The sequence below is a fragment of the Bacillus sp. NS1 genome (assembly GCF_058248265.1).
In genome coordinates, this window is the sequence record NZ_JBZAZF010000004.1 from 14,970 (window position 1) to 30,139 (window position 15,170).

The following is a 15,170-nucleotide window of genomic DNA, read 5'->3' on the forward strand; positions in this document are numbered from 1 at the left end:
ATATTCAGTGCATTTTTGTCAGACGCCGCATGCTTTTCAATTCGTTCGTTTCAGGCAGGTCTTTGTTTGGGATATTCGCTTCTTTAATCAAATAATGCGGGCGTTTTTTTGTTTCATAATAGATACGGCCGATATATTCGCCTATGACTCCGAGACTTAACAGCTGTACCCCGCCAAGAAATAACACTGCTGAGATAATTGTGAAATACCCGGGTACAGAAATGCCGTTAGTCAGAATGTTAACGAATGTGGCAATGATATAAATGATGGAAAGAAGTAAGATGAAAATGCCGGTATAAAAGCATATTCTCAGCGGCTTATGGTTAAATGAAACAACGCCGTCCATTCCGTAATTAAACAGACTGCTGAACGACCATTTGGATGTACCGTTTTTTCGTTCGACATTTTCATAAAACACAATTTTCTGATCGAAGCCGATCCAGCAAAACAGACCTTTGGAGAAGCGGTTGCCTTCACTCAGCTTCAAAAGAGCGTTCACAGCTTGGCGGCTTAACAGCCGAAAGTCCCCGACACCGTCACGCAAATCAACTTCCACCGCTTTATTGATGAACTTGTAATAAAGAGATGACAGGAGTGAGCGCACAGGGCTGTCCCCTTTTCTGTTCCTTTGGGCAATGACTTGATCATAGCCTTCTTCATAGCCTTTGATAAATTCCTTCAGCAAATAGGCCGGATGCTGCAGATCAGCGTCCATTACAATAACCGCCTCGCCTTGAACATGCTCAAAGCCCGCCAGAATTGCGGCTTCTTTTCCGAAGTTTCGAGAAAAAGATATGTATTTTACCCTGCTGCATACGGCTGCCAAGTCTTTGATCTGCTGAAGCGTGTCATCAACACTTCCGTCGTTTATGAAGAAAATTTCATAGTCATAATGAATGGTTTTGAATTCCTTTTTCAAAGATTCATGAATGAGTTTGACATTATACCCTTCATTGTAAGACGGGATAATAATCGAGATTAATCCTTGCTTCATTAAGGCACCTTCTTTTTTATTCTATTTAAGTATTGCCTTAGGGGGAGTTGTAGACAAATCTTCAGTAAGGCTATTCCTTTTTTTAAAGTCGTTTAAACCTGTTTTTTGTTACATTTTATGGTGACATTCATCATTTTTTTAATGTTATTTTGTCATGTTTAAAACAGACTATGAAAAAAACGCACAGAAAAAGTCTGCCATTATGACAGACGGACGAGAGAAATTCGACTTATTGTTTTTTAAGATATTCCAGAATAAGCTGATTGACGATAGCTGGTTTTTCGTGGTTAATCCAATGGGAAGCATCATCAACAAAAATGAGATGTCCATTCGGGCAATGACTTTCCGTTTCTTTCGCAAGCTTTCTGCTCAAAAAGCGGTCCTCCATTCCCCAGATCATCCGGTAAGGTGCTGTTTCGTAAGCAGTTTTCTCTGAAAGGCTTCCTTTTCTGAGGGCTCTGTACCAGTTCAGCATAGCTGTCAGCGCACCGGGCTGTTTCCACGCTTCTTTGTACTTGCTGACATCCTCAGACGTAAAAAGCTCAGGACGGGTCGATAATCCAATCGCTTTGTCTAATGTTTCATAATTATTTTCCTTTAGTGATTCCTCCGGTATGTCGGGCAGCTGGAAGAAGGCGATATAAGAGCTTTTCAGCCATTGTGGCGGATAAATCGGCGTTACTTTTTTCATGACGTGCGGGTGCGGGATGTTGATGGCAATCAGCTTTTCCAGATATTCCTGGCGCGTGGAAGCCAAATGCCATGCGACAGCTCCTCCCCAGTCATGCCCGATGACAATCGCTTTTTCATCTGTGAATTGGGAAATAAGCCCGATGATATCATCTCTTAATGTATCAATCCGATATGAATCAATTCCGTCCGGTTTGTCACTAAGATTGTAACCCCGCTGATCGGGAGCAATGACCCGGTAACCTGCATCGACAAGCGGTCTAATTTGATTTTTCCAGCCGTACCAAAACTCTGGAAATCCATGGAGCAGGACAATTAACGGGCCGTCCTCCGGCCCTGCGGCCGCAACGTGGAGCGTGATTCCGTTTGTTTTGACAAACTGGCATTTAACTCCGTCCACTTATATCTCCTCCTTGACTGTACGTCATGTTTTTCAGCCTTTTCTCCGTAAGCATAAACGTAATGACACAGGCGGCAAACAGCAGGATAAGCTGAAGAATGATCAAGTTTGATCTCAGGAGCAAACCCATTCCTGCAATCACCAAGCCTGACAGGAGCATCAATGATGCACTGTAACGGTTCGCTTCATCCCATAATCTTTGACCTGACATTGAGCGTCTCGTTCTGTATCCGTACACACTGTTGATGGATTTGGGAGGAAATAGTTTGATCAGTATACCCGCAATGATCATAAGCCCTCCACCGACTAAACCAGCCATATCATCATCTCCTTTCTCATTGTTACGTGCAGAAAGAAGAAATGTTTCATACAAAGGCAAAAAGACAAGCCTCAGCCTGCCTTATTTATCGTATTGTAAGTCCTTTGTCTGAATATAGCCCTTAACTCCGCCATAATCAACGAACGCCCATGTGAAGTCAAATCCGCCGTTTTCACTGAATCCCCATCCGAGTAATGTCACCTCTGTTCCGGATGAGAGCTGTTTTGCTTTCCCGTTTTCTGGTGTCGGTGCATAGAAGGCTGTCTGTTTCACTGTTTTCGCTTGGCTTGCGGTTTTCATTAAGAAGTGTGTTGATATATATGCTTTTTTTCCTTTGAATTGAATTTGAGCCCAATCGGCATTTGCGAAACCATTGACTGTGACTTTTTGCTCTGATGATATAGTGCCAAGAATTTTACCTTTATGATTTGGCTCAGTCCGGACATTCAGCTTTCCTGCTTTTATGATGTAAGAATCGGATGATGGCATGCTGACAGATATGTCGTGAAGGGGCGCAGCTTTTGCTGCGGGAGCGGAATAAAGTGCTGTCATACTCAGTCCTGCGGCAGCTGTTAAAGCGAGCATTACTTGTTTCTTTTTCATATAAAGCTCCTCCTCGCATTTGACAAGATATAAGTGGTATTCCCTGATTGACCAGCGGGTGAAACACGTTTTGTTTATTTTTTTGCCTGTTAAGGTAATTTTAAGAAATGAAAAAAACCTGCCGGATGATAGGGCAGGTTTTTTTTAATGCGAGAGGCCTCTGCTTTGGTTTAAGTGATCATTTACGTCGTCACGGGAACTTTGAAAAAGGTGGAGCTGGCCGCCATAGTTTTCGATCCATTGTGTGACGATTTTCTCTGTCATTTTTTCACCCTGATAGGCGTGTCCGGCTTTTGCATAGGTTGCTTCGAAATCGCTCCATAACAATTCCACCCATGTTTTTGCCTGTATATAGCTAATCATATCGTTCTTTTCCAGAAGCAGATTTGTCAGTTTCTCAATATACGTATCCATATGTGCAGTCTCCTTTCTCCAGGAAAAAAATGACGCTTTAAAACGTGCTGTTCTCCATATACTAACCTTACGTCTTCATCTGGAAAGACGCAACTTTTTGATCTCGAACCTAGGGGGAAATGACATGGTCCGGAATAAAGAAAAAGGATTTCCTTACGAAAACGAAAATAAATTTCAGGGTGAACCGAGAGCAAAGGACGACTATGCTTCAAAGCGTCCTGACGGATCAATCAATCAACATCCTCAAGAAAAAATGAGAGCCTCCGGCAAACGGTAAAGAAGAACAGCTGCATGCGCTGCAGCTGTTTTTTTTACCCTTTATTGACTTGATACTCATAGACGCTTTTCTTTTCTGACAAATGTGCGAAGGTAGAAAGCACGAGTCCGCATGCGGTCATAAGCGCTCCGCCTGCGAACAGCCAGGAATAAGAGCCTGTGCCGCTTAAAATCATTCCGCCGATCCACGCACCGAGCGCATTAGCTAGGTTAAACGCCGACACACTGACAGCAGCGGCAATGGTTGTACCGCTCTCAGATGAGGAAATGACCTTCGTTTGCAGTAAAGGCGGCGTGCCGAATGCGCATGCCCCAAATAAAAACGTTGCAACAATGGCTGCAGCCGGGTAAATGGAGATGTAAGGAAAGACGGCCAGCACACCGATCAAACTGATCATCACGCCAATCATCGTCCGAGTCAGCAAAGGAAGTGGCACTTTTCCCGCAAAGAAATTCCCTGCAACGCCTCCCAAACCATACGCAAAGAGAGCGCCAGTAATGCCGACCGTGCCGAATCCGGCTGAATGTCTCAAAATCGGTTCGATAAAGGTGTAGGCGATAAAGACTCCGGAATAGCCTAAAATCGTAATCGCAAAGGAATATAACACTTGTTTGTGTTTAAATACTCCCCACTCATTCATGAGCATTGGGATGACTTTTGGTTTTCTGTTCGGCACAGCAGCCATGAGACCTAAGAATCCGATAACTCCAAGTGCCGTAATGATGGAAAAAACGACTCTCCAATTTAGGACATCTCCGAGAAAGGAGCCGAACGGAACACCGAGCATTAGAGCCACTGTCAGTCCGCCGTTCATAGACGCAGCCGCAGCCGCTCGTTTCTCTGGTGGAACCATTTCACTGGCAAATACCATGGCGATCGCGAAGAAAGCGCCGTGAATGGATGCAGATAAAATTCTAGAGACAGCTAATACCGCAAAATTCGGTGCCAGCGCGCTCATCAGGTTAGAAAGGATAAAAATCGCCATCAACCCAAGCAGCACAGGCTTTCTCGGAAGCTTGACGGAAATGATGGTGACGATTGGTCCAGTTAAACAGACGCTTGCCGCATAGGCCGTGACAAGAAGCCCCGCAGATGAAACTTGTATATGAAAGTCATTGGCAATCGACGTCAAAATACCCATCACTGCGTATTCTGTATATCCGATTGAGAATGTACAAATCATAAGAACAAATATAATAAATTTTACAGAGGGGTTTTTGATACTCAACGTCATCGCCTCCTTTGATTTTAAAAAACAACGAGTTTCATCTTAAAAGATTTTTGAAGTGAATTCAATGATTTTTTCTTTAAGATTCCGTGTAAATGTGCTGCACATAAAAAAGAGGCTGATATTCAGCCTCCCTGTTACACTTGCTTCTTTTGTTGCAATACTGAGATTGGCAGCGCTTCTTCTTGTTGTGGGGACGAGGTTCTGTATCCCCATGCGAAAACGCCATTTAAATAGCTGATGGTAAACTCGTCTTCAGAGTCTTCCACGCGATACGTTTCTCCCAGTGAGAAATCTTCCGGGTTGAGCAAATATGCTTTTGCCATCGTAATTTTCCGTTCGAGCACTGCCAGTTCGTTTATGATTCCATGCTGTTCGGCTTTTCTTGCTTTTTCTGAAAGTGATGCGATTTCGGTATTGAGTTCGTGCTGTGTCATTTGACTGTATCGTTTCTCCATTTTTTCAGCTACTCCTCTTCCTGCAGAAATTGCTCGATTAAATCGAGTGAGAATCCTTTACGGAATAAAAATTGTTTGACCTTCATGGCGCTTTCATATGAGCCGTCATAGCGATATTTTCTAAACGCTTTTTCAGCGTGAAGGCGCAGCGCTTCTTTCTCTGTGTCTTCATCATTTTCATACTCAATCTGCTCAAGCGCCGCGCTGATGACATCAAATGAGAAGCCCTTGCGCTGAAGCTGCATCTGGGCGCGCTGTTTGAGTTCTTTCGTCGAAAGTTTTTTATCTTTTTTGAGAAGCTTTTCAACATGCTTGACCGCTTCTCTCGTCTGATCTTCAAAGGAAAAGGAACTCAGCGCCTCCTTAATTGTATCGTCATCGATCCCCTTCGCTCTCAGCTCTCTGAACAAAACGTCAGGGCCTTTTCCGTTCGTTTTTTTATGGGTGCTGACATAGGCCGCGGCAAATTCCTGGTCGTTTAAGTACTTATAGTCGTTGAGCTTATGGATGACTTCCGCAATGACGGGCGCCGATGTTTCTTTTTTCTTTAAGTGGTCCTCTACCTCTTTCGTTGACCTCATTCGGTAGGATAAAAAATCAAGCGCACGGTTGAAGCCTTTTTTCACTTCGTCCCCGTATTGAATCTCAATGATGTCAAGGTCATCAAGCTCTTTTCCCTTTTCAAGCTCAAATTTCACGAGCACGTCCGCGTCCACACTGAAGGCGTATTTTTCATCCAGAAAGATATTGAAGCGTTCCGTATTCTTTTTTTGCGTAGATATTTTTGTAATAAATGGCATCTTAATCTCCCTTCTCAGGCCTGAAACGCGTTTTCACTTATTAAAATGAGGTAAAGTATATTTATTAGAACAATGAGGAGAGATAATCATGAATATAGCAATGACGGGCGGAACCGGTTTTCTCGGCCAGCATCTGACGGGCGTTCTTACCAGTCAGGGACACCATGTTTATATTTTATCAAGAAACGCAAGGGAAACTGAACAAAAAAATATCACATATGTCCAATGGCTGACGGAAGGAGCCGAGCCGGAGCAGGAACTTCCTCATATTGATGTCTGGGTAAACCTTGCGGGAAAATCGATTTTTGGCCGCTGGACAGAAAAAACGAAGCAGCACATTCTCTCCAGCCGTATCAATGCGACGCGTGAAGTGCAGCGGCTTATTCGTAAACAGAAGGAAAAACCCAATACGCTAATCCAGGCCAGTGCCGTGGGCATTTACGGCACAAGTCTTGAAAAAACTTTCACAGAGGATTCTGCAACGTCAGATGAGGATTTTCTCAGCCATACTGCACATGTGTGGGAAAAGGAAGGACAGAAAATTGAGGCATTGGGCATCCGGACGGTTTATGCGAGATTTGGCGTGATGCTTGGCGAAAAAGGAGCTCTGCCCCTCATGGTTCTTCCCTATAAGCTTCTGGCCGGCGGAACGATCGGAACGGGCAGACAATGGCTGTCATGGATTCATGTCGAGGACGCGGCCCAACTGATCCGATATGCGATCGAAAACACCGGCATCTCAGGGCCCATGAATGTCACCGCGCCCAACCCTGTGGAAATGAAGCAATTCGGAAAAACGATTGCACTGGTGAAGCACCGCCCACACTGGCTTCCCGTTCCAGAATTCTTGTTATCAAAAGTATTGGGTGAAATGAGTCTTCTGATTGTGAAAGGCCAGCGTGCTCTGCCTAAAAAAGCGATGACCTCTGGATTTCGTTTTACATATTCGGATCTTGAATTTGCACTCTCACAGCTGATAACGGAACGAAAGGCTGTATAAAAACGGAAGGAAGCGTCAACCTTAAGAATAACATGGTTGAAGGAGGTCCTTTTTTATGGAAAAGAAGAGGGAGAAGCATCAGCAAGGCGCCAACCTGAAGAAAATGCAGGAAGTTCTTTATTCAGGCGAATTTAAAAAAGCGGAAAAAGCTGCTAAGCGGAAGTAGGAATACATAACCCCTTATTGCCAGATACTATGTTTGTTTGATATCACTTTTTAGGGGGAATTTGATATGGGCAGAAATCATATCCACAAAAACCGTGATAAAAACAAACAAAAACTTCCTCAAGTTCCCGACGCATTAAAAAGGGAAACTGACGGCGTTTACGAAGAATATTCAAGCGAGCTTGCTGATGCGGATGACCGCGAAGCGCAAGAGCGTGCGAAAGCAGCAGATAACAGAGCGAAAAAGAAAACTCGTTAATGAAAAAACCCTTGTCTCCGTTTGAGACAGGGGGTTTTTTACATGTCGGTGAACCGTTCACGGATCGGCGTGCGTTTTTTCACTTCCGGTGCTTCGTCAGGATAGCCCGTTTGTATGATGGCGGCGAATCGTTCATTATCCTGTAAACCAAAGGCCTGATGGACTTCTTTGTCGTAAAGGATTTTTCCGCTTTTCCAAACCATGCCGATTCCTTTTTCCCAGGCAAGAAGCTGAAGATTTTGAATCAATGAGCTCGTTGCCGCAAAATCATCGTCTCGCGCTCTTTCGTTTTCATCTTCTTGAAATACAACGAGCAGAAATCCCGGAACGCGTCCGAGTGTGTTTTTGAAATTTTGAAGCTTTTCCTCTGTCAGATCCGGCTTGGATCTCTTAGAGAATGCTGCAAATGTGTTGATCAGGTTTGCTTTTCCTGTCTCACTGGAAACGTAAATAAATCTCCATGGCTCTGTCACTCTGTGATTTGGCGCATATTTTGCCGTTTCAAGCATGTCAAGAATGACTGCTGAAGGCACTGGATCTTGTTTAAATTTTCGAATCGATCTTCTGCTGCGTATGATGTCCCGCAGTGCTGAATGTTGATGTATCTGTTCGGTTTGAGGCATACCGTCTCACCTTCCTAAGCAATTGAAAATGATTATCATTCATAATGATAACGGAAAGTGCATCTTTTTGTAAACCATCATCCGTATTAGATTTTCAGAATACGGGTTTCTGAGTATACAGCCGTTCCAGTCATGTTTACTTTCACATGATCACCATCTTCGTTTATTTCAATTTCTACTTTACCGTCTTTTCCTATTTCCTGCCCTTGTTCAATGATAAATTCACGCTGCTCGGTATTGCCGTACTGTTTCATATAAGCCCCCATCACACCAGATGCTGTGCCCGTTACAGGGTCTTCTATCGTTCCCGAATATGGTGATGAAAAGTGGCGTCCATGCAGGTCGCTGTCGGGATGAATGGTTTCATAGGTAAACGGGTGGACAGAAGCCTTTGGCAGATCAACTAAAACCTCTGGAAATTGTTTGTTATCAGGCACCATTTTTTTGGAGGCCTCTAATGATGCAAGCGGAATGATGGCTGTCCATATGCCAGTGCTGCCAAACACAATCGGAAGGTCTTCATGAAAATCTTCTTCCGTGATTCCCAATGCGCCCGCAAGTTTTTTTCGATCGCCTGTAAATGGTTTGAATTGCGGAGAAGCCTGTTCAAGCGTGATATGAATGCGGCCATCTTTTTCAGAAATCTTCACAGGCAGGATACCGGCTTTTGTCTGGATGCTGTACGTTTTACCGCTCTTCAGCATTCCTTTTTCACATAATGCGTAAAGAGAAGCGACTGTTGCATGACCGCACAAATTCATTTCGTGTCCAGGGGTAAAGTAACGGAGTTCAAGATCAGCCGACTCGCTTTTCCGGATAAAGGAGGTTTCTGAATATCCGGCACGCTCAGCTATGGCCTGCATCTCTTCTTCAGTATAATCGTCCCCCTTCAATACGACGCCTGCGGGGTTTCCTTTACCGGGACTGCTTGTGAATGCTTCATATTTTAATACCTCTATTTCTTTCACTTGTCTGCCGCCCTTTCTTTATCAATGTCTCTGTCAGTATAGCAAAAATAGTTATGAATTTTCAGTCATTATCAGAAAAACCCATTTTCCTTTTTTAGAAAATGGGAGTAACGATCAAGAGTTTCTCGTTTTATAAAGCAAATAAATAAAATAAGGGGCGCCGATAGCCGCTGTAAAAACGCCGGCTGGCACTTCCACCGGAGCAAATAAGGTTCTGCCGACGATGTCAGCTGTTAAGACGAGCAATGCTCCGATGAGTGCCGACGCCGGAAGCAGCGCGCCGTAAGACGAGCCGACGAGGCGTCTTGCAATGTGAGGAGCCATCAGCCCGACAAAACCGATTGTGCCTGCAACCGAAACTGCACAGCCCGTAAGAGCCGTACTCAAAAGCAGCAAGAAAAAACGATTTCGCTGCACGGCACTTCCGGCACCGGCCGCAATATCCTCGCCCAGCACCTGTATATTCATATTTTTCAGCGCGATAAAACAAATAAATAAGAGAATGACAGATAAAATTATAGCTATCTTTACATGCTGCCAATTTGACCCATAAACTGACCCGGTAATATACACATTGGCTTGCGATGCTCGATAAATTGGCCCTTTGATCATCAGCAGGGTAGTCATCGCTTGCGCCGACATTGAAAATCCGATTCCGATAAGCACCAGCCGAAATGTGGAGGCACCATTTTTGTATGCCAGTAAATAGACGATGAGTCCAACAGCTGAGGCACCGATAAATGCGGCCGCCGGAAGCCATGACAGACTGATCGTAAGTGAACTGCTGCGATCCGAGAAGAACATCATCAAAAGCACGACTGCTACTGCCGCTCCTCCTGTTATTCCGATAATATCCGGTGATGCGAGAGGGTTTCTGACGAGCCCCTGCAATATCGCGCCTGCCGCCGCCAGGCAGACGCCGGCGCATAAAGCGGTCAAAATTCTTGGCATGCGGAACGACATAACCATCAATTCATCCAGCTTTGAACCTGCACCAAAGAATGTTTTTGCTACATCCCAGGGAGGAATAAATCTTTGTCCAAGACCGGCGCTTATCACTAGTACAGCCGCTGTTAATCCCAGTAAAACAAAAAAGACAATCCATGCTTTCTTTTCAGCCCCGGTAACGCCAAAACGAAGTTTCATAGTTTAGCCCCCCTCCTTGCGATGTACACAAATACAGGCATACCGATGATGGCTGTCATGACCCCAACAGGAACTTCCTGAGGCATAATGATATATCGCGCCCCGATATCCGCGGCAACAAGCAAAAACGCACCCAAAACAGCGGAAAACGGCAGAATCCAGCGATAATCATTGCCGACGATAAATCGGGCAAAATGCGGAATAATGATGCCAATAAATGAAATCGGCCCGGCAATGGCGACAGCAGATCCGGCAAGCAAGACAACACAAAGCGCCATCACAAATTTCAGGAGGCCTGTTTTTTGGCCGAGTCCTTTTGCCACATCTTCCCCCATGACGAGGAGATTGATTTTTTGGCCAAGGAACAAGCTGATCACAAGCGCTGCTGCCGCATATGGGAGCATTGTCATCAACAGATCCAGACTCCTGCCCTGCACAGAGCCGGTCAGCCAAAAAAGCACTTGAGCAAGCTCGAGTTCATTGACAGAAAGCAAGCCTTGTGTCAGAGAAGAAAACATGGCCGCCATGGCGGCTCCCGCCAGCGTCAGTTTAATTGGCGTCAGCCCTTCCCTTCCAAGCGAGCCTGCGGCATAGACGATCGCGGCGGTAAATGTAGCCCCGAGAAACGAGCTCCATACTAGTGCCTGAGGTGATTGAATATGCAGAAAAAACGAGCCGGCAACAATAAAAAAGCCGGCACCGGCGTTAATTCCGAAAATCCCCGGTGACGCAAGCGGATTTTTTGTGAGCGCCTGCATGAGAGCGCCCGCAGCTGCAAGCGAGGCGCCGACGACTGTCGCAACCAAAGCGCGCGGAAGCCTGACATCTTTGATGATGACATGCTCATTTGTTCCGTTGAAGGAAGTAAACGCCTGATAGACCTGTCTCCATGACGTCCCTGTATAGCCGTAGACGACGCTTGCGCAGACAGCCGCCAGTAAAATGAAAATCAGACATACTAACACAATCCATTTTGAAGATGCCTTTTTGCAGATCATGATCTAATTCTCCTAGTTATTTACTATGTAATGTTTGTTTTTGAGAATAATCCTCAATTAGGGATTGACACTCTTAACACTGCTTATTATGATCTAAATGATAATGAATTTCAATATTGGGAGGAAAAAGATGAAAAAGCATATCAGCATGCTATTCGTAATTTTAATGGCCGTTATGGTACTTTCTGCCTGTAATAGTTCAGAAAGTTCAAGCAACAGCGAGGGGTCAAGCAGCAAAACAAGAACGGTCAAACATGCAATGGGGACATCAGACAACATTCCCGCCAATCCAAAACGGATTGTTGTTTTAACAAATGAAGGAACAGAGGCGCTCTTAGCGCTTGGCATTAAGCCGGTCGGAGCCGTAAAGTCATGGAAGGGCGACCCGTGGTATGACTATCTGAAAGATGACATGAAAGGTGTTAAAAACGTCGGTCTTGAAACGGAACCGAATGTGGAAGCCATCGCAGAATTAAAGCCTGATTTGATTATTGGAAACAAAGTGCGCCAGGAAAAAATTTATGATCAGTTAAATGCGATTGCGCCGACCGTTTTCGCTAAATCTTTGGCTGGGAACTGGAAGGATAACCTGACTCTATACGCCAACGCGGTGAATAGGGCGGATAAAGGCAAGGAAGTCATTGCCGACTTTGATAAACGCGTTTCTGATTTGAAAGACAAGCTTGGCGATCAGACAAACAAAACAGTTTCTGTCGTACGCTTTTTATCCGGCGAGTCAAGAATTTATTATACCGATTCATTTTCTGGGATTATTTTAGACCAGCTTGGATTCAAGCGCCCTGAAAAACAGGTGGAGCTGTTCAAGAAACAGAAGGACCAATTTACGTTCTCAACAGACAGTAAAGAGTCCATTCCTGATATGGATGCCGATGTGCTTTTTTATTTCACATATAAAGCCGATAATGCAAAAGAAAATGAAAAATGGGCCAATCAGTGGACAAGCAGTTCACTATGGAAAAACCTGAAGGCCGTGAAGTCCGGTAACGCCCATGAAGTCGACGACGTCGTATGGACAACCGCAGGCGGAATTAAAGCCGCAACCTATCTGCTTGATGATATTGAAACCTATTTCTTAAAAACGAAATAAAAAAAGACTCCGTCTGGTTAGACGGAGTCTTTTTTGCTTTTACCGATCAGCCGCGTGACGAGGAACATAGTGACGGAAAGAGATCTGTTTTTCCGGTACGCCAAGTATTTGCCGCGCCATTCCGGTTTGTATTTTTCTTTAAAGGCCCTGAGACCGCTAAAGCTGTACATGTATCTGACATTATTAAAAATGACAGCGGCAAATCTTTCTGACCAGAAGGATGTAAAGGCGGTGCCGACATTGGCCAAGGGCGCCATTCCCATGTTAAACGACGAGCAGCCTTCCTCCTTCGCCCATAAAAACATACGGATGAATAATGCGTCCATAATGCCGTTCGGGGCGTCGTCACGGTAGCGCATCAGATCGACTGATATCTCTCCTTCCTGATACATCGGCATGACATTTGCAAATGCAACGATCTCTCCTTCTGCATTTTTCATGTAGGCAATCGGCGCTTTCTGTAAATAGGAGGGATCAAAAAATCCGAGCGAGAATCCCTTCTCCTTTTTCGAGCCGAGCCATTCATCTGAGATTTGTTTCAGCTCCTCCAAAAACACATCAGAAAATGGGGGATGATCCACATGGAAGGTATATTCCTCCCGCTCAAATCGGTTATTGATTGCCCGAAGGCCGGCTTTTTTCTTCCCTGTCAGGGTAAATGTGTCTAAGTCCACATAGGCTTCTTCGCCCAGCTTAAAGAAGTTATAGCCAAAATCGTGATACAGCGCCATATCCTCTCGCTCAATTTGATAGAACAGAACACTGAATCCCTTCTGATGCGCTTCGTTCAGAAATTCTTCCAGTACAAGCGGGAACGATTCTCTTTGGCCTGACGGATCTCCGAGCACGACCAGTCTTCTGGCGATTTTTCCGAACAAAAGAAGTGCATTGCCATCACTTGAAAAATAAAACCGCTTATCTCCAAGATAGCCGAGATGGCTCAGCGCGTTGCCGCCTTTTTCATTGAGAAACGCAGCAAGATGCTCAGGGTCTGCTTTCTCTCCGATTGGTTTCGTTCTATTATGATACACCACTGTAAAAATTAAGAAGAACAGCGGCACAATGATGATCGCCATGATGGTTGCATGGGTAATGTGCGAGGTGCTGTGGACGAAATATTCGTGATGCATCACCTTTTTCATCCGGTCCCAAATGAAGCCCGCGATCAGATTGTAGTTAAAGAGTGCCACGGTAAACAGCGCCACAGCGAATATCAATTGTCCCAGCGTATAGGATGCCTGTTCTCGGACAAATTGTTTTTTTAACAGCACAAGCAATACGATAATCATCGGCAGTACGAATATCGCACTGATGTTAAGTCCTTTTAAAAAGCTGAACACAAAGCCGCCGACAAGCGCTGTAATGGCCATCGTATAGGAGCGTTTTGTCCGTTTATAAAGCTCGATCGGCAAAATCAGCAGAATGAGCGCTGAGCTTAAGGACAGGCCATTGAACAGCAAAAGAGCCGGGCGCGGAATGTGCGGTATGACGGTCAGCCTGTCAATCGGCAAGGATACTGAAGCCAGAACTATCAGGCCTGCAACGAACACAATAAGCGAAAGTGAGCCTTGCAAAATTTTCACTAATATCGCCCGCTGTACGACAAGCAGAACATTTGTCGTCTCAATTGCCGGTGCGATCCGCGGGTTCGTTTCGAGCCGCTTCATTGTATTTTCGGTCAGGTCGCCGGCAGCAAAGAACAGTCCCAAAACAAATGGGATAAATGAATAGACGAGCCTGTACAAAACAATAGAAGTAACAATGGCCTCCTGATGATAGCCAAGCTGCTCCATCCCGAGCAAAAACAAAAGGTCAAACGAGCCGAAGCCGCCCGGCACGAGGCTGATCATTCCTCCAATCGCCGCAATGACGAACACTCCGAACACAAACCTGATATCAGCATGAATGCCCATAGCGAACAAAGACAAATAGATGACAATTCCCGCCATAAGCCATTCGGCAACGGAAGCGCCGACATAAGCGAAAATCGGATTTCTCACCTTGTCCGCATTTTCTTCGTCCCCGGCTTTGCGTCCTTTCATTTTGGACACCGTCAAGGATAGCGGCAAAATCAGTGCGAAACCGATAACGACTGCCCACAGCCAAGGCTTTTCATTCATCACTTCATCCACTGGCAGCACTCGTGCGGCGACGAAAATGCTGAAAACAGATAACCCAAGCAGCATAGATGATGTAAGCCAGGCGATTCCTTTGACGAGCGCCTTATGGTCTTTCGTATGCTCTTTATAAAACATCATTCTTAACCCGACTCCGGCTAATCCGCCGAATCCCAGGACGTTATTAAATGAATTGGCGATCCAGGAAACCCTGAATACCTTTCCGTTTGTGATCGATAGGCGCAGTGAGTATTTCAGGACGTAATCATACAGTGACATGGCTGCAACAGCCAGCAAGCCGACCAATACAAGGATGAATAAGTCCGTTCGCTCAAGCCCGTTGATGACCATGAGCGTGCGTTTGAATGACAGATTTGTCAGTTCTTTTTTCGATTGATAAATAACAAATAATAAAACAGCAATAGGAAAAACGATTTTTAAAATTGATAAAGCATTCTTTTTAATCAGCAATGGTCTCTCCAATCATAATCTAGTTCGAACTTCTTCCCCCCCCAATAATCTCCAACTCATTATACACTACCGTTATTTTTCGGACAAAGTCCCGCATACATTTCTGCTTACTTTCTTTCAGGAGTGGAAATC

18 protein-coding genes are annotated in these 15,170 nt (G+C 45.0%); 5 read left to right on the forward strand and 13 right to left on the reverse strand.

Features of this window, described 5'->3' with window-relative positions:
* Positions 1-4 precede the first annotated feature (4 nt).
* The 5 genes from AC4CV5_RS15785 to AC4CV5_RS15805 form a co-directional block, all read right to left on the reverse strand.
* Entirely contained in the window at positions 5-994 is a 990-nt protein-coding gene (locus AC4CV5_RS15785; protein ID WP_019713688.1) for a glycosyltransferase family 2 protein, read from the reverse strand.
* A 229-nt stretch (positions 995-1,223) separates the two neighbouring features.
* The gene (locus AC4CV5_RS15790) at positions 1,224-2,084 is read right to left on the reverse strand and encodes an alpha/beta fold hydrolase (RefSeq protein WP_326222853.1); all 861 of its coding nucleotides are present in this window, start codon (positions 2,082-2,084) and stop codon (positions 1,224-1,226) included.
* A complete protein-coding gene (locus tag AC4CV5_RS15795; protein WP_166853854.1) occupies positions 2,071-2,403 on the reverse strand; it encodes an SdpI family protein in 333 nt (110 codons plus the stop codon). Before AC4CV5_RS15795 ends, AC4CV5_RS15790 begins: the two co-directional genes overlap by 14 nt.
* Positions 2,404-2,484: 81 nt before the next feature.
* Entirely contained in the window at positions 2,485-3,006 is a 522-nt protein-coding gene (locus tag AC4CV5_RS15800) for an SH3 domain-containing protein (protein ID WP_166853855.1), read from the reverse strand.
* Between the two features lie 144 nt (positions 3,007-3,150).
* The gene (locus tag AC4CV5_RS15805) at positions 3,151-3,420 is read right to left on the reverse strand and encodes a YfhJ family protein (protein WP_490923208.1); all 270 of its coding nucleotides are present in this window, start codon (positions 3,418-3,420) and stop codon (positions 3,151-3,153) included.
* Between the two features lie 124 nt (positions 3,421-3,544).
* On the opposite strand from AC4CV5_RS15805, the gene AC4CV5_RS15810 reads away from it, so the two are divergent.
* On the forward strand, positions 3,545-3,697 hold the full coding sequence (locus tag AC4CV5_RS15810; protein ID WP_010333452.1) for a small, acid-soluble spore protein K: 153 nt from the start codon (positions 3,545-3,547) through the stop codon (positions 3,695-3,697).
* 34 nt (positions 3,698-3,731) lie between these two features.
* On the opposite strand, the gene AC4CV5_RS15815 is transcribed toward AC4CV5_RS15810, so the two are convergent.
* The 3 genes from AC4CV5_RS15815 to recX form a co-directional block, all read right to left on the reverse strand.
* Positions 3,732-4,925 carry an MFS transporter gene (locus AC4CV5_RS15815; RefSeq protein WP_019713683.1) on the reverse strand — a complete coding sequence of 398 codons (1,194 nt, stop codon included), beginning with the start codon at positions 4,923-4,925 and terminating at the stop codon, positions 3,732-3,734.
* 137 nt (positions 4,926-5,062) lie between these two features.
* Positions 5,063-5,383, reverse strand: coding sequence for a YfhH family protein (locus AC4CV5_RS15820; RefSeq protein ID WP_166853856.1), 321 nt, complete (start codon positions 5,381-5,383; stop codon positions 5,063-5,065).
* 8 nt (positions 5,384-5,391) lie between these two features.
* Positions 5,392-6,183 carry a recombination regulator RecX gene (gene recX / locus AC4CV5_RS15825; RefSeq protein ID WP_019713681.1) on the reverse strand — a complete coding sequence of 264 codons (792 nt, stop codon included), beginning with the start codon at positions 6,181-6,183 and terminating at the stop codon, positions 5,392-5,394.
* 88 nt (positions 6,184-6,271) lie between these two features.
* Between recX and AC4CV5_RS15830 the strand changes: the two genes are divergently transcribed.
* The 3 genes from AC4CV5_RS15830 to AC4CV5_RS15840 all read left to right on the forward strand — a co-directional run bounded on the left by AC4CV5_RS15830 (position 6,272) and on the right by AC4CV5_RS15840 (position 7,607).
* Entirely contained in the window at positions 6,272-7,183 is a 912-nt protein-coding gene (locus tag AC4CV5_RS15830; RefSeq protein ID WP_490923211.1) for a TIGR01777 family oxidoreductase, read from the forward strand.
* A gap of 55 nt (positions 7,184-7,238) precedes the next feature.
* Positions 7,239-7,349: a YfhE family protein gene (locus tag AC4CV5_RS15835; RefSeq protein WP_003223230.1), complete on the forward strand. Its 111-nt coding sequence runs from the start codon at positions 7,239-7,241 to the stop codon at positions 7,347-7,349.
* 66 nt (positions 7,350-7,415) lie between these two features.
* On the forward strand, positions 7,416-7,607 hold the full coding sequence (locus AC4CV5_RS15840; RefSeq protein WP_148963659.1) for a YfhD family protein: 192 nt from the start codon (positions 7,416-7,418) through the stop codon (positions 7,605-7,607).
* A 38-nt stretch (positions 7,608-7,645) separates the two neighbouring features.
* On the opposite strand, the gene AC4CV5_RS15845 is transcribed toward AC4CV5_RS15840, so the two are convergent.
* The 4 genes from AC4CV5_RS15845 to AC4CV5_RS15860 form a co-directional block, all read right to left on the reverse strand.
* Positions 7,646-8,230 (reverse strand): nitroreductase family protein, encoded by a 585-nt coding sequence (locus AC4CV5_RS15845; protein WP_166853859.1) that lies wholly within the window; start codon positions 8,228-8,230, stop codon positions 7,646-7,648.
* An 86-nt stretch (positions 8,231-8,316) separates the two neighbouring features.
* A complete protein-coding gene (locus AC4CV5_RS15850; RefSeq protein ID WP_019713677.1) occupies positions 8,317-9,198 on the reverse strand; it encodes a PhzF family phenazine biosynthesis isomerase in 882 nt (293 codons plus the stop codon).
* A 114-nt stretch (positions 9,199-9,312) separates the two neighbouring features.
* The gene (locus AC4CV5_RS15855; protein ID WP_490923213.1) at positions 9,313-10,344 is read right to left on the reverse strand and encodes a FecCD family ABC transporter permease; all 1,032 of its coding nucleotides are present in this window, start codon (positions 10,342-10,344) and stop codon (positions 9,313-9,315) included.
* The gene (locus tag AC4CV5_RS15860; protein WP_490923215.1) at positions 10,341-11,342 is read right to left on the reverse strand and encodes a FecCD family ABC transporter permease; all 1,002 of its coding nucleotides are present in this window, start codon (positions 11,340-11,342) and stop codon (positions 10,341-10,343) included. The genes AC4CV5_RS15855 and AC4CV5_RS15860 overlap by 4 nt, the downstream gene beginning before the upstream one ends.
* A gap of 130 nt (positions 11,343-11,472) precedes the next feature.
* On the opposite strand from AC4CV5_RS15860, the gene AC4CV5_RS15865 reads away from it, so the two are divergent.
* Entirely contained in the window at positions 11,473-12,450 is a 978-nt protein-coding gene (locus AC4CV5_RS15865) for an ABC transporter substrate-binding protein (RefSeq protein ID WP_490923216.1), read from the forward strand.
* 17 nt (positions 12,451-12,467) lie between these two features.
* Here AC4CV5_RS15865 and mprF read toward each other — a convergent pair whose 3' ends face one another.
* Positions 12,468-15,038 carry a bifunctional lysylphosphatidylglycerol flippase/synthetase MprF gene (mprF, locus tag AC4CV5_RS15870; RefSeq protein ID WP_490923217.1) on the reverse strand — a complete coding sequence of 857 codons (2,571 nt, stop codon included), beginning with the start codon at positions 15,036-15,038 and terminating at the stop codon, positions 12,468-12,470.
* Between the last annotated feature and the right edge of the window lie 132 nt (positions 15,039-15,170).

Excerpts from the sequence above, each read along its gene's own strand:
- AC4CV5_RS15835 (WP_003223230.1), top strand. The coding sequence starts at position 7,239 with ATGGAAAAGAAGAGGGAGAAGCATCAGCAAGGCGCCAACCTGAAGAAA.
- AC4CV5_RS15845 (WP_166853859.1), bottom strand. The coding sequence starts at position 8,230 with ATGCCTCAAACCGAACAGATACATCAACATTCAGCACTGCGGGACATC.
- recX (WP_019713681.1), bottom strand. The coding sequence starts at position 6,183 with ATGCCATTTATTACAAAAATATCTACGCAAAAAAAGAATACGGAACGC.
- AC4CV5_RS15800 (WP_166853855.1), bottom strand. The coding sequence starts at position 3,006 with ATGAAAAAGAAACAAGTAATGCTCGCTTTAACAGCTGCCGCAGGACTG.
- AC4CV5_RS15830 (WP_490923211.1), top strand. The coding sequence starts at position 6,272 with ATGAATATAGCAATGACGGGCGGAACCGGTTTTCTCGGCCAGCATCTG.
- AC4CV5_RS15810 (WP_010333452.1), top strand. The coding sequence starts at position 3,545 with ATGGTCCGGAATAAAGAAAAAGGATTTCCTTACGAAAACGAAAATAAA.
- AC4CV5_RS15795 (WP_166853854.1), bottom strand. The coding sequence starts at position 2,403 with ATGGCTGGTTTAGTCGGTGGAGGGCTTATGATCATTGCGGGTATACTG.
- AC4CV5_RS15855 (WP_490923213.1), bottom strand. The coding sequence starts at position 10,344 with ATGAAACTTCGTTTTGGCGTTACCGGGGCTGAAAAGAAAGCATGGATT.
- AC4CV5_RS15860 (WP_490923215.1), bottom strand. The coding sequence starts at position 11,342 with ATGATCTGCAAAAAGGCATCTTCAAAATGGATTGTGTTAGTATGTCTG.
- AC4CV5_RS15785 (WP_019713688.1), bottom strand. The coding sequence starts at position 994 with ATGAAGCAAGGATTAATCTCGATTATTATCCCGTCTTACAATGAAGGG.
- AC4CV5_RS15820 (WP_166853856.1), bottom strand. The coding sequence starts at position 5,383 with ATGGAGAAACGATACAGTCAAATGACACAGCACGAACTCAATACCGAA.
- AC4CV5_RS15865 (WP_490923216.1), top strand. The coding sequence starts at position 11,473 with ATGAAAAAGCATATCAGCATGCTATTCGTAATTTTAATGGCCGTTATG.
- AC4CV5_RS15805 (WP_490923208.1), bottom strand. The coding sequence starts at position 3,420 with ATGGATACGTATATTGAGAAACTGACAAATCTGCTTCTGGAAAAGAAC.
- AC4CV5_RS15840 (WP_148963659.1), top strand. The coding sequence starts at position 7,416 with ATGGGCAGAAATCATATCCACAAAAACCGTGATAAAAACAAACAAAAA.